We start from the raw sequence: 17257 nt of genomic DNA on the forward strand, positions 1-17257 counted from the left end.
TAAACTGTGCCACTGACGGCGACAGGAAGAAGTACCGGTGATGACAGGTCGACGGCGCTGGTCCAGCGACGACATCCTCGACGCGGCAGGAAAACTCCTGGAGGGCGGCGACGCGGAGGCGTTCAGCGTGCGCAAGCTCGCCGCGATGCTCGGCACCGATTCCTCGAGTCTGTACCGGCATTTCCGGAACAAGACCGAACTCCTGCGCGCCGTCGCCGACCGCGCCCTCCTCACGGCCATGGAGGGCTACGAACCCGTAGGCGACTGGAAACAGTGCGTCACCGACATCGCGTTCCGGCTCCGCGAGGTCTTCGCCCGGCAGCCCCAGATCGCCACCGTCTGGGGGCGCTACGCCTCGGGCGGCGGCGGATCGCGTGCCGTCATGGAAGCGCTGCTCCAGGCTTTGCGCTCATCAGGTCTGCCCGATGAGCGGGTCCCCGCCCACTATCACCGGATCGCGGTTCTCGTGACCGCGCTGAACGCCGCGGACGGCGGTATCGGCACCCTCGCCGCGGAAGAGCGCGAGCACGGCATGGAATCGTTCCGGGTCGCCGTCCTCGGGGCCGACCCGGAACGCTTCCCCGCGGTGGCCCGTTTCGCCCGTGAAATCCTCCCGCTCGGCGCCGACCGCCGGGACGCCTACGCGGACATCCTCGCCGCGCACCTCGATCAGATCGAGGTCGAAGCGAGCGCCTCGCGCAGGAACTCGGAGATCTCCGCCTGAGCGGCCGCGGCCTGCGGCTCCACCCCGGGCAACGTGAGGAATCCGTGCCTCGCTCCCGGATATTCGGAAAGCCGCACCTCGGTCCCGGCTTCGCGCAGCCGTTCCGCGTAGCGACGACCGTGATCCGCGAGGGCGTCGCGGGTGGGCACCACCACGAGCGCGGGCGCGAGTCCGCTCAGGTCGTCTGCATGGATGGGCGACCACGCGCGGGCGTCGACCCCCGGCGGGACCGAAAGCCGTTGGACGAGCTGGAGTTGGGGCAGTGCCCGGGTCGGGCTGTAGGCGTACTCGGCGATCGAGGGATGGTCGTACATCGACTCGGTCACGTCGACCGCCGGATTGACCAGTACCTGCGCCTTGAGCCGCGGACCGCCCTCCCTGGACCGGATGGCGGTCAGCGCGCTGATCAACCCACCGAAGCTCTCGCCGACCACGGCCACCCGTTCCGGGTCGACACCCCATTCGGCGGCGTGACGCACCACGTGCACCAGCGTGTCCCAGCCGTCGTCGGCCGCGAACGGGAGTGGAACGCCCGGCGAGACGAGGCGATGCTCGACCGAAACCACCACCGCGGGCAGCCGCGCGGCGAAATGACTGTTGGGCCAGTCGCATTGCACCGCGGTACCGACGAAGCAGCCTCCGTGGACGTGGACCACGAGCGGCAGGGCGACGTCGCCGCCGACGGCCGGGCGGTATACCCGGACCGGCAGATCGCGGCCGGGCAACGCGATCTCCCGCCAGTCGATCAGGGCGCCGTCGTCCGGCTCCCCGAGGAACGCCCGGGCCGCCTTGGACGCCCGTGCCCGGTTTTCCGCTTCACGGTAGGCCATCAGCTCCTCGGTCGTGATCGTCGAGAAGTCCGGCTCCCGCGGTCGTAGCTCGGCGGCGATCTCGTCGGTCATCTCTTCCGCTCCCCTCCGGCTTCACACCGGGCTCGTCTTGGCCAGGACCCCTTCGCCATTATGCACGCAGTGCGTGCAACGGCAAGCGCATCACCGATCAGGCGTGCTACGAAGTGACGGGGCGGAGTCGTCCTAACGACGGACGAAGCCGGAAGCGTGCGGTGACAGGCTCGACACCATGAGTCACCAGACGTCGGCAGTCGCTGCCGCGCGGCATTCCCGCGGCGGGCGGATCTCCTCTCTGGACCTGCTCCGAGGGGTGGCGATACTCGGCACGTTCGGCACGAACGTGTTCCTGTTCGCCCATCCCGGCGGGCCCGCGGGTTTCTTCCAAGACTTCGTCGGCACAGCGACGACCTTCGCCGAGCGGGCCGAGATCGGCTTACGTGTGCTGACCAACGGCAAGTTCCTCGCGCTGCTGACGATCCTGTTCGGCGTGGGCCTGGAATTGCAGTACCAGTCCGCCCGGCGGCGCGGTGCCCCCTGGCCGGGCAGGTATCCGCTCCGGGCGGGAATTCTGTTCCTGGAAGGGGTCGCGCACTTCCTGCTCGTGTTCGAAGGCGACGTGCTCATGGCCTACGGGCTCACCTCGCTGCTCGTCGCGTACCTCGTCGGCCGGAACGATCGGGTCGTGCGGAACGTCGTCGTCGTGGTGGGCGGCACGTACGTGGCGCTTTTGCTCGCCGCGACCGCGTTGCTCGTCGCCACACCGGAGGTCTCCGGAGAGCCTGCCCCGGTCGCCCCCTCCGCGACCGCGAACTGGCCCGAACAGGTCGCCGTCCGGCTGAACGATTTCTTCTTGCTGCGGGCGGAGATCGTGCTGATCGTGCCCTCCGCCGTCGTCTTGTTCCTGCTGGGTTCCCGCCTCCGCAGGGCAGGCGTTTTCGACGACACGGACAAGGGAGCACGGCTCCGCTCGCGCCTGCTCGTACTCGGCTTCGCCGTCGGCCTGCCGCTGAACGTGCTGACCGGGTTCGGCGGCCCGGACTGGCTGCTCGTCGACCGGTACCTGTTGCCCCCGCTCGTCGCCGTGGGCCTGCTCGCCCTGGTCACGCACCTCACCCTCCGGATGCGCGAGCGGCCCGGAGCGGTCCGAAGTGGACTGATCGCGGTCGGCCGCACCGCGCTCTCCTGTTACGTACTGCAGAACCTGCTGGCCGGCGCCCTGTGTTACGGCTGGGGTCTCGGCCTCGCCGAGCGTTTCGCGGATGTCCGTCCATGGTGGATCGTCGGCCTCTGGGTCTTCGTCGGGCTGACGAACATCGGCTTCGCCGTCCTGTGGCTCCGGCGCTTCGACCGCGGCCCCTTGGAACTGCTCATGCATCGCCTCTACGCGCGATGACGGCTCAGCGTGCGACGGCCGTGTAGTCCTTCAGTACCGAAGCGGAGGTGCGTGTTCAGCAGCACCTCCACCGCGGCCACGACTCCGGGCCTGGTCCGCTCCGGCGCGATCAGGCTCCCGCACTCCGTCCAGCCTCTCCGCGGTGAAGTGACCTCGAGGCCGAGTGGCCGGTCGGGTATCGCCGCGACGGCCCTGCGGAGCACCGTCCTGGCTTGATCCAGCGCCACGCGGACATCGACGTCGTCGAGGAGCCCGGTCCCCGAGAACCAGGCCGAGACCGGCCGCCTGGCCTGGCGGCCGATCGCCACGACCGCGCTCAGCAGCGTCGGCGGAATGGCCGCGTCAGCGGATGTCATCGACCAGCCCGCGGACTCGGCAGAGGGCGCACGAAACCCGCGATCCGTGGTGTGACGACAGCGGTGCCGTCGTCGATCATGCCGCGCATCCCCGCCAGCACTCGTTCGTCCGGCGAGCCGTGCACTTGGAAGTCCACCACCGTGCAGTGCGCCGACACGGCGTTGATGTGGTTCTCGGAGATCCGCCAGTGTTCGAGGACCGCGTCCGAATCGGCGTACATCTGGTAGCTGTAGGCCAGCATGCGATCGGCGTCCACGAACGTCTGCACCATGACCTGCGGCGCGTTGCGCTCGACGAAGTCGATGGCTTCCCGGACGGCGGCGGTGAACTCCTCCAGGTGGCCGTCGGTGATCCGCATGGTGTTCCGGAACAGGAGCATTTCGTCTGCTTCGAGGGTCATGGCCTTATGGTCGGACCTCGACCGAACTCGAGGTCAACGCGGGGACCCGTGCGGTCCGTCACAGGGCGCTCGGGTCGTAGGCCAGCAGCTCCCAGCAGTGGCCGTCCGGGTCGTCGACGGCCCGGTTGTACAGCCAGCCCATGTCCTGGGCCTCGCGTGGCTCGGTGGCACCCGCGGCCAGCGCCGCGTCGGCCAGGCGGTCCACTTCTTCGCGCGATCCGGCGGCCAGTGCGTTGATCACCTCGATCGGTCCGTCCGATGTGGACCGCTTGGTGAACGTCGCGAACGTCTCACGGGTCATCAGCTGCACCAGGATCGTGTCGGCGAACGCCACCTGGACGGAGGTGTCACCACTGAAATCGGGATTGACCGTTCCCCCCATCGCCAGGTAGACCTTCGTGCTCGCCTCCAGGTCGGTGACCGGCAGGTTGACGTAGATTTGCGCGATGGCCATGACATGCCCTCCAGGACGTTTCGGGTGCCGGGTGGTCCCGGCGTCACCACGAATCTAGGGGCGGACCGCGACGTCGGTCTTGTACAGAAGCGACAGCATCTCGTCGCCGTCGGCCCGCCGCAGCCGGGAGGCCGTGCAGCCGGTGAACCGGGTCAGTGAGCGCGCCAGATGCGGCTGGTCGTGATACCCGGCCCGCTGCACGACCTCGACCGCGGCCATCCCCTGCCCCAGCAGCATCACGGCCTGCCTCGCTCGTTCGATCTGCCGGATCGCCCCCTGGGTCAGCCCGGTGGCCGCGGCCACCCGCCGCTGCACCGACCTCGGTGTGACCAGCGTGGCCGCGTCGCCGCGAAGCACATCGGTGACCAGCGGATCACGCATCAGCACCCCGGCGCGGACCAGCCGATCCACGAAGACGTCGGCGTTGTCGTAAGTCGGTGTTTCCCACTCCTCCCCCTGCAGGACGAACGAGCGAGCCGTGGTGTGCGGACTCGTCACGGCGGTGTCGACCAGGTCCGGCACCGGCATCGGCGCCAAAAACGCACCGTGCCGGAAGATGATCCCGACCGTTTCACCTTCGCCGGGGCCCAGGTCCAGGACCGTGGGGCTCGTCTCCGGGCCACGCACCGCCACATGCGTCTCGCCCCGGTCACGCCACACCACGAGCTCCCAGTTCGAGTTCGCGATGGACCGCATCCGCGCGGGCATCGTCACGGCCTCCGTACCGGCCCGGTAAACCCGCTCCACATACGGAGAATCGGACGGGCGCTGCTCGACGCCACTGGCCGGATCAAGACTCACGGTCAAGACGCTAGCGGTTCGCAGGCACCTACCACCACGAGTGCGAAGAGCGCGATTCGGAAACGGACCGGACGGGAATCTCGCCTCAGTCGGTTTCGACAACGGCCGCGGGTTCACTGAGGGGCTGCCGCGCCCACACGGCCCTGAATCCCGAGGTGACAGCTTCGTGGCGATCGTCGGCAGCGCGACGTTCACGATTGTGGTGGCCAACGCGTTCATCAGCATGGCGAGCACCAGCGCCGCAAGCACTCACCTGCGCTGGTCCTCCGCCCTGAGTAGTCGAGGATCTCGCGAGGATCCTCAGCGCGATCCAGTGCCTTGTTCGCCTTCGCGCGGAACAGCAGAGCCAAGCGGCGTCAACTCTCTCTCCGACGCCGTCGAGGCTGCAGGGCCCAACGGGCGATCGACACAGGTGACGTCATCACGTCCCCAAGGGCATATTTCAGAGTCACCGCGCATCTCGTTGAAGCGCAGGGCCCAACGTCGCCGCCAGAACGGCCCAAGGTCCCATACCGCGTCAAGCGCCATCACCGGGAAGGCTCTGCTATCCGAGATAGTAGAAGTGCGTCAGAGGCCTTCGTCCGCAGCGGATGGGGACCTTCGGATTCCCCGTTCGCGACAACCAGCCCTGACGCCGACCGGTGCAGAAGGTGATGCTCGAAGACCGCCGACGAAATGAGAACATCATGAAGCGCCAACACCTCGGGCTGTACGCGATCGCCGTGGCGATCTTGATCGTCGGGCTCGCCTACGCCGGAGTTCCGCTCACCACGATTCTGATCGGCCTGGCGGTACTGGCCTGCCCCCTGATGATGCTGTTCATGATGGGCGGGCACGGCGGATCCGGCGACCAGGACCGCGATCACCACCACACCTCCGGCCGGTCGTAATGGCCGACGCGGCGTACGGGCTGTGGCCTCTGGTCATCCTGAACATCGCGCTGTTCGTCGTGTTCGCGATGAGCTTCTTCCGGCCGCATACGAAGCGCGACTGGCGGGCGATGGGTGCGTTCACCGCGTTCCTGGTGGCGTTGTTCACCGAGATGTACGGCATCCCGCTGACCATCTACCTGCTGGGCAGTTGGCTCGGCTCGCGCTTCCCGCTGCCGGCCACGCGCGGGTCCGGCACCCGCAGTACGACGGCTTCCTGCTGGTGATGATCGGGTTCCTGCTGCAATGGCCGACCATTCCCACCCTGATCATGTTCTACACGCGGCTGGCTCGCAACGAGGAACGTGAAGTCGCGCAACGGTTCGGCGAGCAGTGGACCACGTACGCCGCGCGTGTCCCGGCATTCCTCCCCCGGCCGCGAGCGACGTCAGATGAACGATCCCGGAGGTGGCGATGAGCACGAACGCGGTGCGCGCGGGACTCGCCGGAGCCGTGGCCCTCGCCCTGTTCTACGCGGTGGTCGTCGGTGTCGCGGGAGGACTTGAGCACCTGGGGCGGCAGGCGGTCGAAGACCGGCCATGGCTGGTGCTGATCCTGGGCGGATTCGGCACCCAGGTCGGGCTCTTCGCCGAACTGCGCCGGCGCAGGCGACTACACGCGGATGTGCGTGCCGCGACCGGTGGCGGCGCGTTCTCGTTCTGGCTGCCGGACGTCCACGCCGGAACCATGACACCGATCGCCGTCGCCTCGCTCGCCACACTCGCCGGGCCGTTCATCGTGCTCGACGCCCGCACCGGCGACCGGCGGCTCACCCTGGCCGGGCTCCGCACCGGCGCCCTGTTGTCGGCGCGTCTCAGCGTGATCGGCTTCACCGTCCTGCTGGTGACCGCGGCGTCCCTCGCCGTCACCGTCACCGTGTTCGATACCGAGCAGTGGATCGTCTACGCGGGCGGCAACCTGTTGCTGGCCGCGATCTACGCCCTCATCGGCGTGTGCATCGGCCCGATCTTCGGCCGCGTGTCCGGTGTGCTCATCGCGTTCCTCGTGCCGTTCCTCGATGTCGGAATCGCGCAGAGCCCGATGTTGCGCGGCGAACCACCGGACTGGGCCCGGTTCCTGCCCGGCTACGGCGCCGATCGCGTGCTGCTCGACGGCGGACTGACCGCGAGCTTCGACGAGACGGGACCGTTGCTGCTCGGGCTCGGGCTGGCGGCGACCGGGTTGTTCCGAAAGGCGGTCGCATGAGCCCGTTCACCCGCCGCGCCTTTCTCGGCACGACCGCATTGGCCGTGACCGGGCTGACCGCCTGCTCGACGGAGAACCCGCTGATCCTGCCCACCGACCCGCTGGTGGGCCGGACCGAAACGGCGCGCGGCGGCACCGGCCACACCCGATCGGCCACACTCACCGCGACCACAAGCCAGGTCGACCTCGGCGGCCCCGTGGTCGACACGTGGACCTATGACGGCGTCGCGCCCGGCCGCGAAATCCGCGTGACCGCGGGCGACCTGCTCGAGGCGCGGCTGGTCAACCGGCTGCCCGTGGACACCTCGATCCACTGGCACGGCCTGGCGCTGCGCAACGACATGGACGGAGTTCCCGGCCTCACCCAAGCCCAGATCAAGCCGGGAGAGGAGTTCACCTACCGCTTCGCGGTGCCGACGCCGGGCACCTACTGGTTCCATCCGCACACCGGCACACAGCTCGACCGTGGCCTGTACGCGCCGCTGATCGTCGAGGACCCGGGAGAACCCGGCGGCTACGACGCGGAGTGGACGGTCGTGCTCGACGACTGGATCGACGGGACCGGCACCACTCCAGACCAGGTCCTCGCGACTCTTCAGCGGGGCGGCGGTCACTCGATGCACGGCATGGGCGGCCGAACACTGGAGGGAGACGTCACCTACCCGCACTACCTGCTCAACGGCCGCGTCGACGGCGCACCGGCGACGTTCACCGCCAAGCCCGCGCACCGCGTGCGGATCCGGTTCATCAACGCCGGCTCCGACACCGCGTTCCGGGTCGCGCTCGGCGGCCACCGCATGACCGTCACCCACACCGACGGCTTCCCGGTCACACCGGTCGACACCGACGCACTGCTCATCGGCATTGGCGAGCGCTACGACGTGCTGATCACCTTGTCCGACGGCGTGTTCCCGTTGGTGGCACAGGCGGAGGGCAAGGGGGGTGCTGCTTTCGCGCTGGTGCGCACCGGCCGCGGCACCGCTCCCACGCGGTCGATTCGCCCGGACGAGCTGCGCGGGAATCCTGTCGGCTATGCGGAACTGAAGGCCAGTGAACCGTTGCCCGCTCGGCAGCCCGACGTCACGCACCGGCTCGCGCTCACCGGCGGAATGATGAGCTACCAATGGGGAATCAACGGCCGCGCCGGTGACCACACCAACCGATCGCGAGTCCGAAATGGACAACGCGTGCGCGTGGAGTTCGTCAACACCACGATGATGTGGCACCCCATGCACATCCACGGCCACACCTTCCAGCAGGCAGGCGGCCCGCGCAAGGACACCGTGATCGTACCGGCCGGCCAGACCGTCGCCTGCGAGTTCGACGCCGACAATCCCGGCCAGTGGATGATCCACTGCCATAACACCTACCACGCCGAGGCCGGGATGACGACCGTCCTCGGCTACGAGTCTTCGTCATGACGGCAGCGCTTAGCCGGGCACGCCCGTCACGCATGCTGGTCGTCGTCGTGGCCTGGGCCTCGTGCTACGTGCTGATCAGGTGGGGCATGCGCGACGCCCCGGTGCTGTGGTTCGCCGCGCTGCGCGCTCTGTTGGCCGGGCTGTTCCTCCTCGGCGCATGCCTGCTGTACCGGCGCCCGGCTCTGCCACCAGGCGGGAGGCCCTTGGCACTGATCGGCGTGATGGCGCTCATGAATGTCGCGCTCGCGTTCGGGGCCATGTTCGCCGGCGCCCTCGGACTGGCGACCGGGGCAGCCGCGGTGCTGAGCAACTCCACTCCGTTGCTGGTCGCGCTGCCCGCCTGGTGGCTGTATGCCGAACAGCCGCGGGCCCTCGAGGTCACAGGGACTGCTCTCGGGTTCGGTGGGCTGCTACTGGTCGCCGCGCCGACCGGACTCGGTGAGGGAGCAGGCCTGGCGTTACAGTCGCCGTCGGGATCACTGCGGGGGCGTTGCCGGCACGCCGCCTCACCGAAGTCGTTCTGTCCGGCGTCGCCGCGGCAGTCGACGGACCACCTTCAGCCATCACCTGGAACGCGCGGTTCATCGCCGCGATGGTGATCCTGGCCCTCGGTGCGACAGCGATTCCGTACGTGCTGTGGTTCGGCGAGCTGCGTCGCGCATCCCTCACCTCGGTCACCGCCTGCACCCTGCTCGTCCCCGTGGTCGGCGTCGTTTTCGGCATCACCGTGCTGGGTGAACGTGTCACCCTGATCGAGAGCCTCGGCGACGCGATCGTCCTCGCGGCGCTGCTGTTGGTAACCCTGTCCGGTCGAACGGGAACGTCCCGGATACTCGCGAAGGACGACTCGCACAACCGACCGGTCACCACCATCGACACCGGCCCAGAAAGGCACGACCATGAGTGACCACACCCGCACTGCCGTGCTCGACGTCAGCGGACTGCACTGGGCGAGTGAGCAGAACGTCGTCAACGCCAAGCTCGGGAGACAGCCCGGCGTGCACCACGTCGAGGTGAACCCGGTCGCGCAGACCGCGACGGTGCGCTTCGATCCCGCCGTGACGTCGGTGGCGGCCCTGCGTCAGTGGGTGGTCGACTGCGGCTACCACTGCGCTGGCCAGTCGGTGCCGCGCCACCTCTGCGACCCCACGACGGAGCCGGAGCACGCCGGCCACGAGCACCACGCCGAGGCAGCGACTCCGCGATCCCCGCATGAGGCGATGGGCCACGGCGGGCACGCCGGGATGTCGATGGCCGCGATGGTCGCCGACATGCGCAATCGATTCCTGATCGCACTGCTGTTCTCCATCCCGATCGTGTTGTGGTCGCCGATCGGCACCGAGGTCTTCGGACTCCACCTCCCGACGCCATTCGGCGTCCGCCAAGACCTGTGGGCGTTGCTCCTGAGCCTTCCGGTGATCTTCTACTCCTGCTGGATCTTCTTCGACGGCGCGGTGCGCGCGTTGCGGCACCGCACCCTCGACATGATGGTGCTCGTCGCGGTGGCCGTCGGCGCGGGCTGGCTGTACTCCCTGGTCATCACACTGACCGGCGGAGGAGAGGTCTTCTACGAAGCCGCGACCGTGCTCGCCGCGTTCGTCCTCTTGGGACACTGGTTCGAGATGCGCGCCCGCGGTGGGGCGAACGACGCGATTCGCACCCTGCTCGACCTCGCCCCGCCCAAGGCGGTCGTGCTCCGTGACGGCGAGGCCGTCGAAGTACCCACCGCCGAGGTGGAGGCCGGAGACCTGCTGTTGGCGCGGCCAGGCGCGAAGATCGCGGTGGACGGCGTAGTGGAGGACGGCGAGTCCGAAGTGGACGAGTCGATGGTCACAGGCGAAAGCCTGCCCGTGCACAAGGCGCCCGGCTCCACGGTCATCGGTGCCACCATCAACGCCAACGGCACCCTGCGCGTCCGCGCCACCAAGGTCGGCTCGGACACCGCACTCGCGCAGATCGTCAAGCTCGTGCAGGAGGCGCAGAACTCCAAGGCGCCGGGCCAGCGACTGGCCGACCGGGCTGCGTTCTGGCTGGTGTTCGTGGCACTGATCGGTGGTGGCGCCACTCTCGCGGTCTGGTTGCTGGCGGGCAGCGCGTTCGCCACGGCCATTCTGTTCGCCATCACCGTCGTCGTGATCACCTGCCCGGACGCACTCGGTCTCGCCACTCCGACCGCGATCATGGTCGGAACCGGCCTCGGCGCGAAACGCGGTGTGCTGTTCAAGAACGCCATGGCACTGGAGACCTCCGCGCGCATCGAGGTCGTCGTGATGGACAAGACCGGCACGCTCACCAAGGGCGAGCCCGAGGTGACCGACGTGCTCGTGGACGGTCTGGGCGAGGCGGAACTGCTCCGGCTGGTCGCCGCGGTGGAACGCGAGTCCGAGCACCCGCTCGCCGAGGCGATCGTCCGCCACGCGGGCGAACTGGACGGGCTACGCGCGGATCGGTTCGAAAACGTGCCCGGCCACGGTGCGATCGCCCAGGTCGGCGGGCACCGCGTGGTGGTCGGCAACCGGCGGCTGCTGGAACGGGAGAACATCGACCTCGCGGCACTCGGCCCGCGCCGGGACGAACTGGCCTCGACCGGACGCACCGCGGTCCTGGCCGCGGTGGACGGCGTCGCGGCCGGGGTGATCGGCATCGCGGACGCACCGAGGGAAACCTCCGTGACCGCCGTCCGGGCGCTGCACGACCTCGGCGTCGAAGTGGTCATGCTGACGGGCGACAATCAGGCGACGGCAGAGCGCATCGCCGCCCGGCTCGGTATCGACACTGTGATCGCCGAGGTGCTGCCTGGCGACAAGGCCGCGAAGGTCGCCGGGTTGCAGCGCAGCGGACGCAAGGTCGCGATGGTCGGCGACGGCGTCAACGACGCCCCCGCGCTGGCACAGGCAGACCTCGGCATCGCCATCGGCGCGGGCACCGACGTCGCGATCGAGACCGCCGATGTCGTCCTCATGCGGTCCGACCCGCTCGACGTTCCGATCGCCTTGCGCATCGGCCGCGGAACCTTGCGCAAAATGCGCCAGAACCTCGGCTGGGCCATCGGCTACAACACCATCGCGCTACCGATCGCCGCCGGTGTTTTCGAACCGGCCTTCGGGCTCATGCTCCGCCCGGAGATCGCCGCACTGTCGATGTCCGGATCCAGCCTGATCGTCGCGGTGAACGCACTCGCCCTCAAGCGACTGCGCCTACCCGTCACGACAGTGGAGAACACCTGTTCCTCTGCGCCGCGGCAGGTATCGACGCGGTAGCGTCGGGTAACCCCGCACGAGACCGCACCTCCGCCGACAAGGTCAACTAGGACCGATAGTAGCTGGGTCGCGTGCCGGACGAGGGTTCCGTCAGGGGAAACGCCGGTGAAACCAGCACTCGGCTCGAGGTCGAGCCCCCAGCGGGTACCGACCGAAATGTGCGCCCATGGTGGCGGCACACCGCCACGATCATCGCGGCCAGTGTCCTCGGCGGGACGGCCGCGCTGTATCAGTAACGTCCGAGCGCTCTCATAGCGTTCCGCACTGCCCGCGTCACCCCCCTTGGCGACGTGTGTCGGCGGGTGCGGGGTCCCGCATGACTCCGCATCCGCTTTTCCTATCGCCGACGCGATATGCTCAATCCGATTAATCGCCATTCCCGCATCCCGGGACACAGCTAATTACTCGATCACACTGCGCTCAAAGGGAGCTCACCTTCAACTACCAAGGGTAGTAGTCGGACGCGAAATCGAGTGAATTCCTCGCTACTAGTAGAACTAGTACGATTGAAGGTGGCAGACGTAAGTTCTTTGCTGATACGGTCCGATAACTGTGAGGGGCTATCCGACTACGCCGCGTCGCAGAGTGAAGCCGATGCTGTGGCTCGTCACTCTGCTCTTCTGGCTTCTTTCGCTGCAGCTGGGCCAATGTTTCCCGCAAGCGCACGCCCACGCGGCCGAGCATGTCGCCACCAGCGCAGCGACGCATGCCCCACTGGCCGACGACTGCGAACCCGAGCACCACGCACACCGGCAACACACGACCACGGACGCCATTCATCGCGGTACGCGAGGAACGACGGATACGACGTGGTCGGCGATTCCGCTCGAGAATACGTTTACCGGACTATTCCGCTCACCGGTTCATTCCCCTGGTCATGGGAGCCCGGGACGGGATCCGCGCCCAACCGGACGCGCCTTGCTCATCGAGATCTGCGTCACGCGAACGTGATCGGGCTGAACGACCCGGCCGACCCCGTTCCGTTCGACCGTCGCGCCCCGCGACGATTCACTGAAAGAGATCTCGATGAGGACACCCCTGTCCGCCAACGGCTCGACCGTGTCCGGGACCACCCTCCCCGGCCAAAGGACCATCACGCACGGCCGCAATCCGGCCAGTGCGGTCGGCAACACCCCGGTGCTGTGGATCGATGAACCGGGCGCGGCGCCGGGCCGCGGCTTCTGGGCGAAGCTCGAAGGATTCAATCCCGGCGGCATGAAAGACCGCCCGGCCTTGCACATGATCGCCCGCGCACGCGAACGGGGCGACCTGGCTCCGGGCGCGAGGATCGTGGAATCGACCAGCGGCACGCTGGGACTCGGCCTCGCACTCGCCGGAATCGTCTACGGCCACCCGGTCACCGTGGTCACCGATCCTGGCCTCGAACCGATCGTGCACCGGATGCTGGCCGCACACGGCGCCCGTGTCGAGCTCGTCACCGCCCCACATCCGACCGGCGGCTGGCAACAGGCCCGACGGGACCGCGTACGGCAGCTCCTGGCCGAAGAACCCGACGCCTACTGCCCCGACCAGTACAACAACCCGGACAACGTGGACGCCTACGAGCCGCTCGCCCTGGAACTGGTGGACCAGCTCGACCGCGTCGACGTCCTGGTGTGCTCGGTGGGCACCGGAGGCCATTCGGCGGGCGTCTCGCGTGTCCTGCGCGAGCACTACCCGCAGATGAAAGTCGTCGGCGTCGACACCATCGGTTCCACGATCTTCGGGCAACCGGCGCGCCCCCGGTTGATGCGCGGACTCGGTTCGAGTATCTACCCGTCCAATGTGGACTACTGCGGTTTCGACGAAGTCCATTGGGTGGCGCCGGCCGAAGCGGTGTGGACCTGCCGTCGGCTCGCCGCGTCCCACCACGCGACAGGCGGGTGGAGCGTCGGAGCGGTCGCACTCGTCGCTGGTTGGCTCGCAAGGACCGAAGCTGCCGGCACACGGATCGTCACGATCTTCCCCGACGGCCCCCACCGCTACTTCGACACCGTCTACAACGACGACTACTGCGCGGCGAACGGCTTGCTCGGACAGACCCCCGCGGACGAGCCCGACGTCGTCGTCAATCCCGTCGACCAGGTCGTCGAGCGGTGGACGCGCTGCGCACACGTCATCGACCCGTCCGAGGTGCGGGCGTGAAGGATCTGGTCGTCAAGTTCAGGTCGTTCGACCGGCCTTCCCAGCTGTTGATGCTGAACCAGTTCACCATCAACCTGGGCTTCTACATGCTGATGCCCTACCTCGCGGGGCACCTGTCGGCGGATCTGGCGCTGGCGGGCTGGGCCGTAGGGCTCATTCTGGGCGTGCGGAACTTCTCCCAGCAGGGCATGTTCCTGATCGGTGGCACGCTGGCCGACAGGCTCGGCTACAAGCCGCTGATCGTGGCGGGATGCGCGCTGCGGACGGGCGGGTTCGCCCTGCTCGGCCTGGTCGATTCGGTTCCGGCGCTGATCGTCGCCTCGGCGGCCACCGGGTTCGCAGGTGCGTTGTTCAATCCCGCGGTGCGGGCCTACCTCGCCGAAGACGCCGGTGAGGAGCGGCGCGTCGAGGTGTTCGCGTTGTTCAATGTGTTCTATCAGGCGGGCATCCTGCTGGGCCCGGTCGTCGGGCTGGTCCTGACGAGTTTCGCCTTCCCAGTGACCTGCCTCGTCGCGGCCGCGGTGTTCGCGGTCCTGACCGTGCTGCAGATTCGGTCCCTGCCGCCTCGTTCGCGTGCCAAGGGTGACCCGGCCGCGCGGACTTCGATCCGGCAGGACTGGGCGACCGCGTTCGGTAACCGGTCGTTCGTGCTGTTCTCGCTCGCGATGATCGGCTCGTACGTCCTGTCGTTCCAGGTCTATCTCGCACTCCCGCTCGAAGCTCGTCAGGTCGGCGGCCCCGGAGTGGCGGGGACCACATTGGTGGCGCTGCTGTTCGCGGTGTCAGGAGGTTTGGCGATCGCCGGACAGCTGCGGATCACCGCGTGGTGCAGGCGGCGGTGGGGATCCGGCAAGTGTCTCGCCGTCGGTCTCCTGCTCATGGGAGCGGCGTTTCTCCCGCCCATGCTCACCGCGGGCGCGACGGCCGGTCCGGCGGCGTTGAGCTGGGCATCGCTGATTCTCTCCGCCGCCCTGCTGGCACTCGGGACCATCGTGGTCTTCCCGTTCGAAATGGACACGATCGTCGCCCTCTCCGGCGGCAAGCTGGTCGCGACGCACTATGGGCTGTACAACACCGTGGTCGGCGTGGGCATCCTCCTCGGCAACCTGCTCACCGGCACCGCGTTGGACATCGCGAGAGATGCCGGTGTACCAGCGGCACCATGGGCTGTCCTCGCCGTGATCGGAGCCGGTTGCGCCTGGTGCCTGCGCGCACTCGACAAGGCCGAACGCCTCACCCCGGTGGCGGTGTGAAAGCCGTGACCCCGCCGCATCCGCCGAAGCGGATAGGTGACCTTGGGTCATGACGGCGAGCGCGCTCAGGAGAACCCAGCGGGTCTTCCTGCTGGGCGTGCTCGCCTTTTGCCTCGTGGCGATGCACCACCTCACGACGTCGACAATGGGTTCCAACCCCGACGCCAAGGCTCTCGCCCAGAAGATCATCGACGCCCAAGAGGCCGAGATCCGCGAGATGCAGGGGCCGCTCCCGCAGGGCTGATTCATCGCCGCCGGGTCTCGACGGGATCCCTCGCCAGTAGATACTATTACGTCTAGTACTACTTGCCGTAGATCTCTTCCGACTCGGACGACAGGTGATCGATGTCGCGTCATGCGCTCCGGATCGTCACACCGACCCGAAGCCACCTCGTGCAACTCCTGCACTCATGGACACAGGAGCCTCGCGTCCTGCACATCGGCGTGGCAGACGAGGATATGAAGGCAGCTCTCGCGGATGTGGGATTTCCGCTGACCGTCACGGCCACTGTGGACGATCTCGACATCACCTTGCCCGCCGGAACCTACTTCGACTCGATCCTGCTGAGCTCGGAAGCCTTGACCGGCCGGGAAAGCCTGCGCTCTCAGATTCGCTTGCTGCGCAAGGCCGCCGAACACGTCACGCCGGACGGCGTCGTTCTCGTGGAAGTGCGCCCAGCGACGCCACCAGCGCGAATCGAGCCACGACACGGCGCGCACATCCACATCGCCGATGAGCTCGACCTGATCGCCGAGATGGCCGGACTGCGTCGCGTGCACCATTCTCAGCTCGTCGAAGACTCCCATGAAGAGACCCTGGTGAGCCTGTACCGACGTAAGCCGTAGTGGCCATCACATTCTGACTTCTCGATACTCTATGCCACCCGCCTAGTACTAAGTGAAATAGTGGACAAGGGTGGCTCGTTACCTTACGGTGACCCGCGGGCCTTCGGGGCGGTCCGTGACCACGCTCGAAAACACGACAGGAGATCCCGCACCCGTGACACCGCACCGACGCCGGACGGCTTCACTGCGCGTCTTGACTACCGCCGTTGTTCTCCCGCTTGGATTGAGCGTGATCCCCGCGAGTGCGCAGCCGGCGCCGCCACCCGCCGAGGCACAGGATCCGATGTCTCGCTACCAGCGCCTCGGCGCTGACGCCGCTAAGGCCGAAGAGGATTTCTCCGCCGCTCAAGATGACCTGGCCGCACGGAAAGCCACGAGTGCCAGGGCCGACGCCGATCTCGCGGCCGCCAACAAGGAATTGGCGGACGCGGAGGGCTCTATCACGAAGTTCCGGGGCGAGGTCGACAAACTCGTCGCCGCGAATTTCCAGGGAGCGTCTTCGGTCAATCAGCTCGCGGCGTTGCTCGACAGCAACAGCCGGACGGAGTTCCTGCAGAAGTCCGCGGCCATCTCTCTCTTGTCCGGGCAGAAGGCGGACGCGCTCGCCGGGCTGAGGACCGTACTCGATCAGGCTGCCAAAGGTCGAGCACAGGCGGCAGAAGCCCAGAAACGCGCGAGCGAGGCGACAGCGGCCGCGCAGTGGGCGGTGGACCAGGTCACCAACCGGAAGAACGACCTCGACCGGCAGATCAAGCAAGTTCGTCAGGCGCTGGGAGCACTTCCGGCGCAGGACAAGGCCAAACTGGGCAAGGTCCAGGACAGTGGTTCTTATCTGGGTCCGCCCGGAGCGGCGAACGACGCGCTGCAAGCCGCACTGTCCAAAAGGGGCTCGCAATACCAATGGGGTGCCACCGGCCCCGCCGAGTTCGACTGCTCCGGCTTGACTTCCTGGGCCTACCGCCAGGCGGGCGTCTCCATTCCCCGCACCAGCCGTCAGCAGTACACGGCCGGAAAACCGGTCTCGCTCGACCAGTTGCAGCCTGGCGACCTGCTGTTCTATGACGACGGGACCGGCGATCCCGGTGCGATCCACCACGTCGGCATGTTCGTGGGCAGCGGGAAAATGGTCGACGCGCCGACCGAAGGACAGCTTGTCGACGTCCGGTCCATGAAGGGTGACGGGCACCTGATGGGCGCGAGGCGCATAGTCGGTTGAC

The 17257-nt window shown here is 67.8% G+C and carries 18 protein-coding genes and 1 pseudogene; 14 read left to right on the forward strand and 5 right to left on the reverse strand.

All coding sequences use genetic code 11. From position 1 onward, the window contains the following. Window positions 1–40 precede the first annotated feature (40 nt). Entirely contained in the window at window positions 41–724 is a 684-nt protein-coding gene (locus AC0685_RS13805) for a TetR/AcrR family transcriptional regulator (protein WP_478225821.1), read from the forward strand. On the opposite strand, the gene AC0685_RS13810 is transcribed toward AC0685_RS13805, so the two are convergent. Then, window positions 670–1626, reverse strand: a complete 957-nt coding sequence (locus AC0685_RS13810) for an alpha/beta hydrolase (RefSeq protein ID WP_478225822.1) — start codon at window positions 1624–1626, stop codon at window positions 670–672. The two genes, AC0685_RS13805 and AC0685_RS13810, sit on opposite strands and share 55 nt — an antisense overlap. Window positions 1627–1804: 178 nt before the next feature. On the opposite strand from AC0685_RS13810, the gene AC0685_RS13815 reads away from it, so the two are divergent. After that, a complete protein-coding gene (locus AC0685_RS13815; protein WP_478225823.1) occupies window positions 1805–2968 on the forward strand; it encodes a DUF418 domain-containing protein in 1164 nt (387 codons plus the stop codon). Here the strand turns inward: AC0685_RS13815 and AC0685_RS13820 are convergent. The 4 genes from AC0685_RS13820 to AC0685_RS13835 are packed head-to-tail and all read right to left on the reverse strand — an operon-like array spanning window position 2956 to window position 4980. Then, window positions 2956–3324 carry a hypothetical protein gene (locus tag AC0685_RS13820; protein ID WP_478225824.1) on the reverse strand — a complete coding sequence of 123 codons (369 nt, stop codon included), beginning with the start codon at window positions 3322–3324 and terminating at the stop codon, window positions 2956–2958. The two genes, AC0685_RS13815 and AC0685_RS13820, sit on opposite strands and share 13 nt — an antisense overlap. Then, on the reverse strand, window positions 3321–3725 hold the full coding sequence (locus tag AC0685_RS13825) for a hypothetical protein (RefSeq protein ID WP_340683478.1): 405 nt from the start codon (window positions 3723–3725) through the stop codon (window positions 3321–3323). Before AC0685_RS13825 ends, AC0685_RS13820 begins: the two co-directional genes overlap by 4 nt. A gap of 58 nt (window positions 3726–3783) precedes the next feature. Then, complete coding sequence (locus AC0685_RS13830; RefSeq protein ID WP_340683479.1) at window positions 3784–4179, reverse strand: VOC family protein; 396 nt, start codon at window positions 4177–4179, stop codon at window positions 3784–3786. Window positions 4180–4233: 54 nt separating this feature from the next. Further along, the gene (locus AC0685_RS13835; RefSeq protein WP_478225825.1) at window positions 4234–4980 is read right to left on the reverse strand and encodes a helix-turn-helix domain-containing protein; all 747 of its coding nucleotides are present in this window, start codon (window positions 4978–4980) and stop codon (window positions 4234–4236) included. 686 nt (window positions 4981–5666) lie between these two features. Between AC0685_RS13835 and AC0685_RS13840 the strand changes: the two genes are divergently transcribed. The 12 genes and pseudogenes from AC0685_RS13840 to AC0685_RS13895 all read left to right on the forward strand — a co-directional run bounded on the left by AC0685_RS13840 (window position 5667) and on the right by AC0685_RS13895 (window position 17256). Beyond that, a complete protein-coding gene (locus AC0685_RS13840; protein WP_478225826.1) occupies window positions 5667–5870 on the forward strand; it encodes a DUF2933 domain-containing protein in 204 nt (67 codons plus the stop codon). Beyond that, complete coding sequence (locus AC0685_RS13845) at window positions 5870–6136, forward strand: hypothetical protein (protein WP_478225827.1); 267 nt, start codon at window positions 5870–5872, stop codon at window positions 6134–6136. Before AC0685_RS13840 ends, AC0685_RS13845 begins: the two co-directional genes overlap by 1 nt. Before the next feature lie 187 nt (window positions 6137–6323). Next, window positions 6324–7115: a hypothetical protein gene (locus AC0685_RS13850; RefSeq protein ID WP_478225828.1), complete on the forward strand. Its 792-nt coding sequence runs from the start codon at window positions 6324–6326 to the stop codon at window positions 7113–7115. Beyond that, on the forward strand, window positions 7112–8536 hold the full coding sequence (locus tag AC0685_RS13855) for a multicopper oxidase family protein (protein ID WP_478225829.1): 1425 nt from the start codon (window positions 7112–7114) through the stop codon (window positions 8534–8536). Before AC0685_RS13850 ends, AC0685_RS13855 begins: the two co-directional genes overlap by 4 nt. Next, window positions 8533–9135: an EamA family transporter gene (locus tag AC0685_RS13860; protein ID WP_478225830.1), complete on the forward strand. Its 603-nt coding sequence runs from the start codon at window positions 8533–8535 to the stop codon at window positions 9133–9135. Before AC0685_RS13855 ends, AC0685_RS13860 begins: the two co-directional genes overlap by 4 nt. After that, window positions 9129–9443, forward strand: coding sequence for an EamA family transporter (locus tag AC0685_RS13865; RefSeq protein ID WP_478225831.1), 315 nt, complete (start codon window positions 9129–9131; stop codon window positions 9441–9443). Before AC0685_RS13860 ends, AC0685_RS13865 begins: the two co-directional genes overlap by 7 nt. Then, entirely contained in the window at window positions 9436–11796 is a 2361-nt protein-coding gene (locus tag AC0685_RS13870) for a heavy metal translocating P-type ATPase (RefSeq protein WP_478225832.1), read from the forward strand. Before AC0685_RS13865 ends, AC0685_RS13870 begins: the two co-directional genes overlap by 8 nt. A 1026-nt stretch (window positions 11797–12822) precedes the next feature. Next, window positions 12823–13941 carry a PLP-dependent cysteine synthase family protein gene (locus AC0685_RS13875; protein WP_478225833.1) on the forward strand — a complete coding sequence of 373 codons (1119 nt, stop codon included), beginning with the start codon at window positions 12823–12825 and terminating at the stop codon, window positions 13939–13941. After that, window positions 13938–15194: an MFS transporter gene (locus AC0685_RS13880; RefSeq protein ID WP_478225834.1), complete on the forward strand. Its 1257-nt coding sequence runs from the start codon at window positions 13938–13940 to the stop codon at window positions 15192–15194. Before AC0685_RS13875 ends, AC0685_RS13880 begins: the two co-directional genes overlap by 4 nt. Window positions 15195–15342: 148 nt before the next feature. Next, window positions 15343–15438 (forward strand): annotated as a pseudogene (locus AC0685_RS13885) (DUF305 domain-containing protein); the annotation flags it as partial. 266 nt (window positions 15439–15704) lie between these two features. After that, complete coding sequence (locus AC0685_RS13890) at window positions 15705–16040, forward strand: hypothetical protein (protein ID WP_478225835.1); 336 nt, start codon at window positions 15705–15707, stop codon at window positions 16038–16040. Between the two features lie 229 nt (window positions 16041–16269). Beyond that, window positions 16270–17256 carry a C40 family peptidase gene (locus tag AC0685_RS13895; protein ID WP_478225836.1) on the forward strand — a complete coding sequence of 329 codons (987 nt, stop codon included), beginning with the start codon at window positions 16270–16272 and terminating at the stop codon, window positions 17254–17256. Window position 17257 lies beyond the last annotated feature (1 nt).

Source organism: Amycolatopsis sp. NPDC043889 (assembly GCF_056435645.1).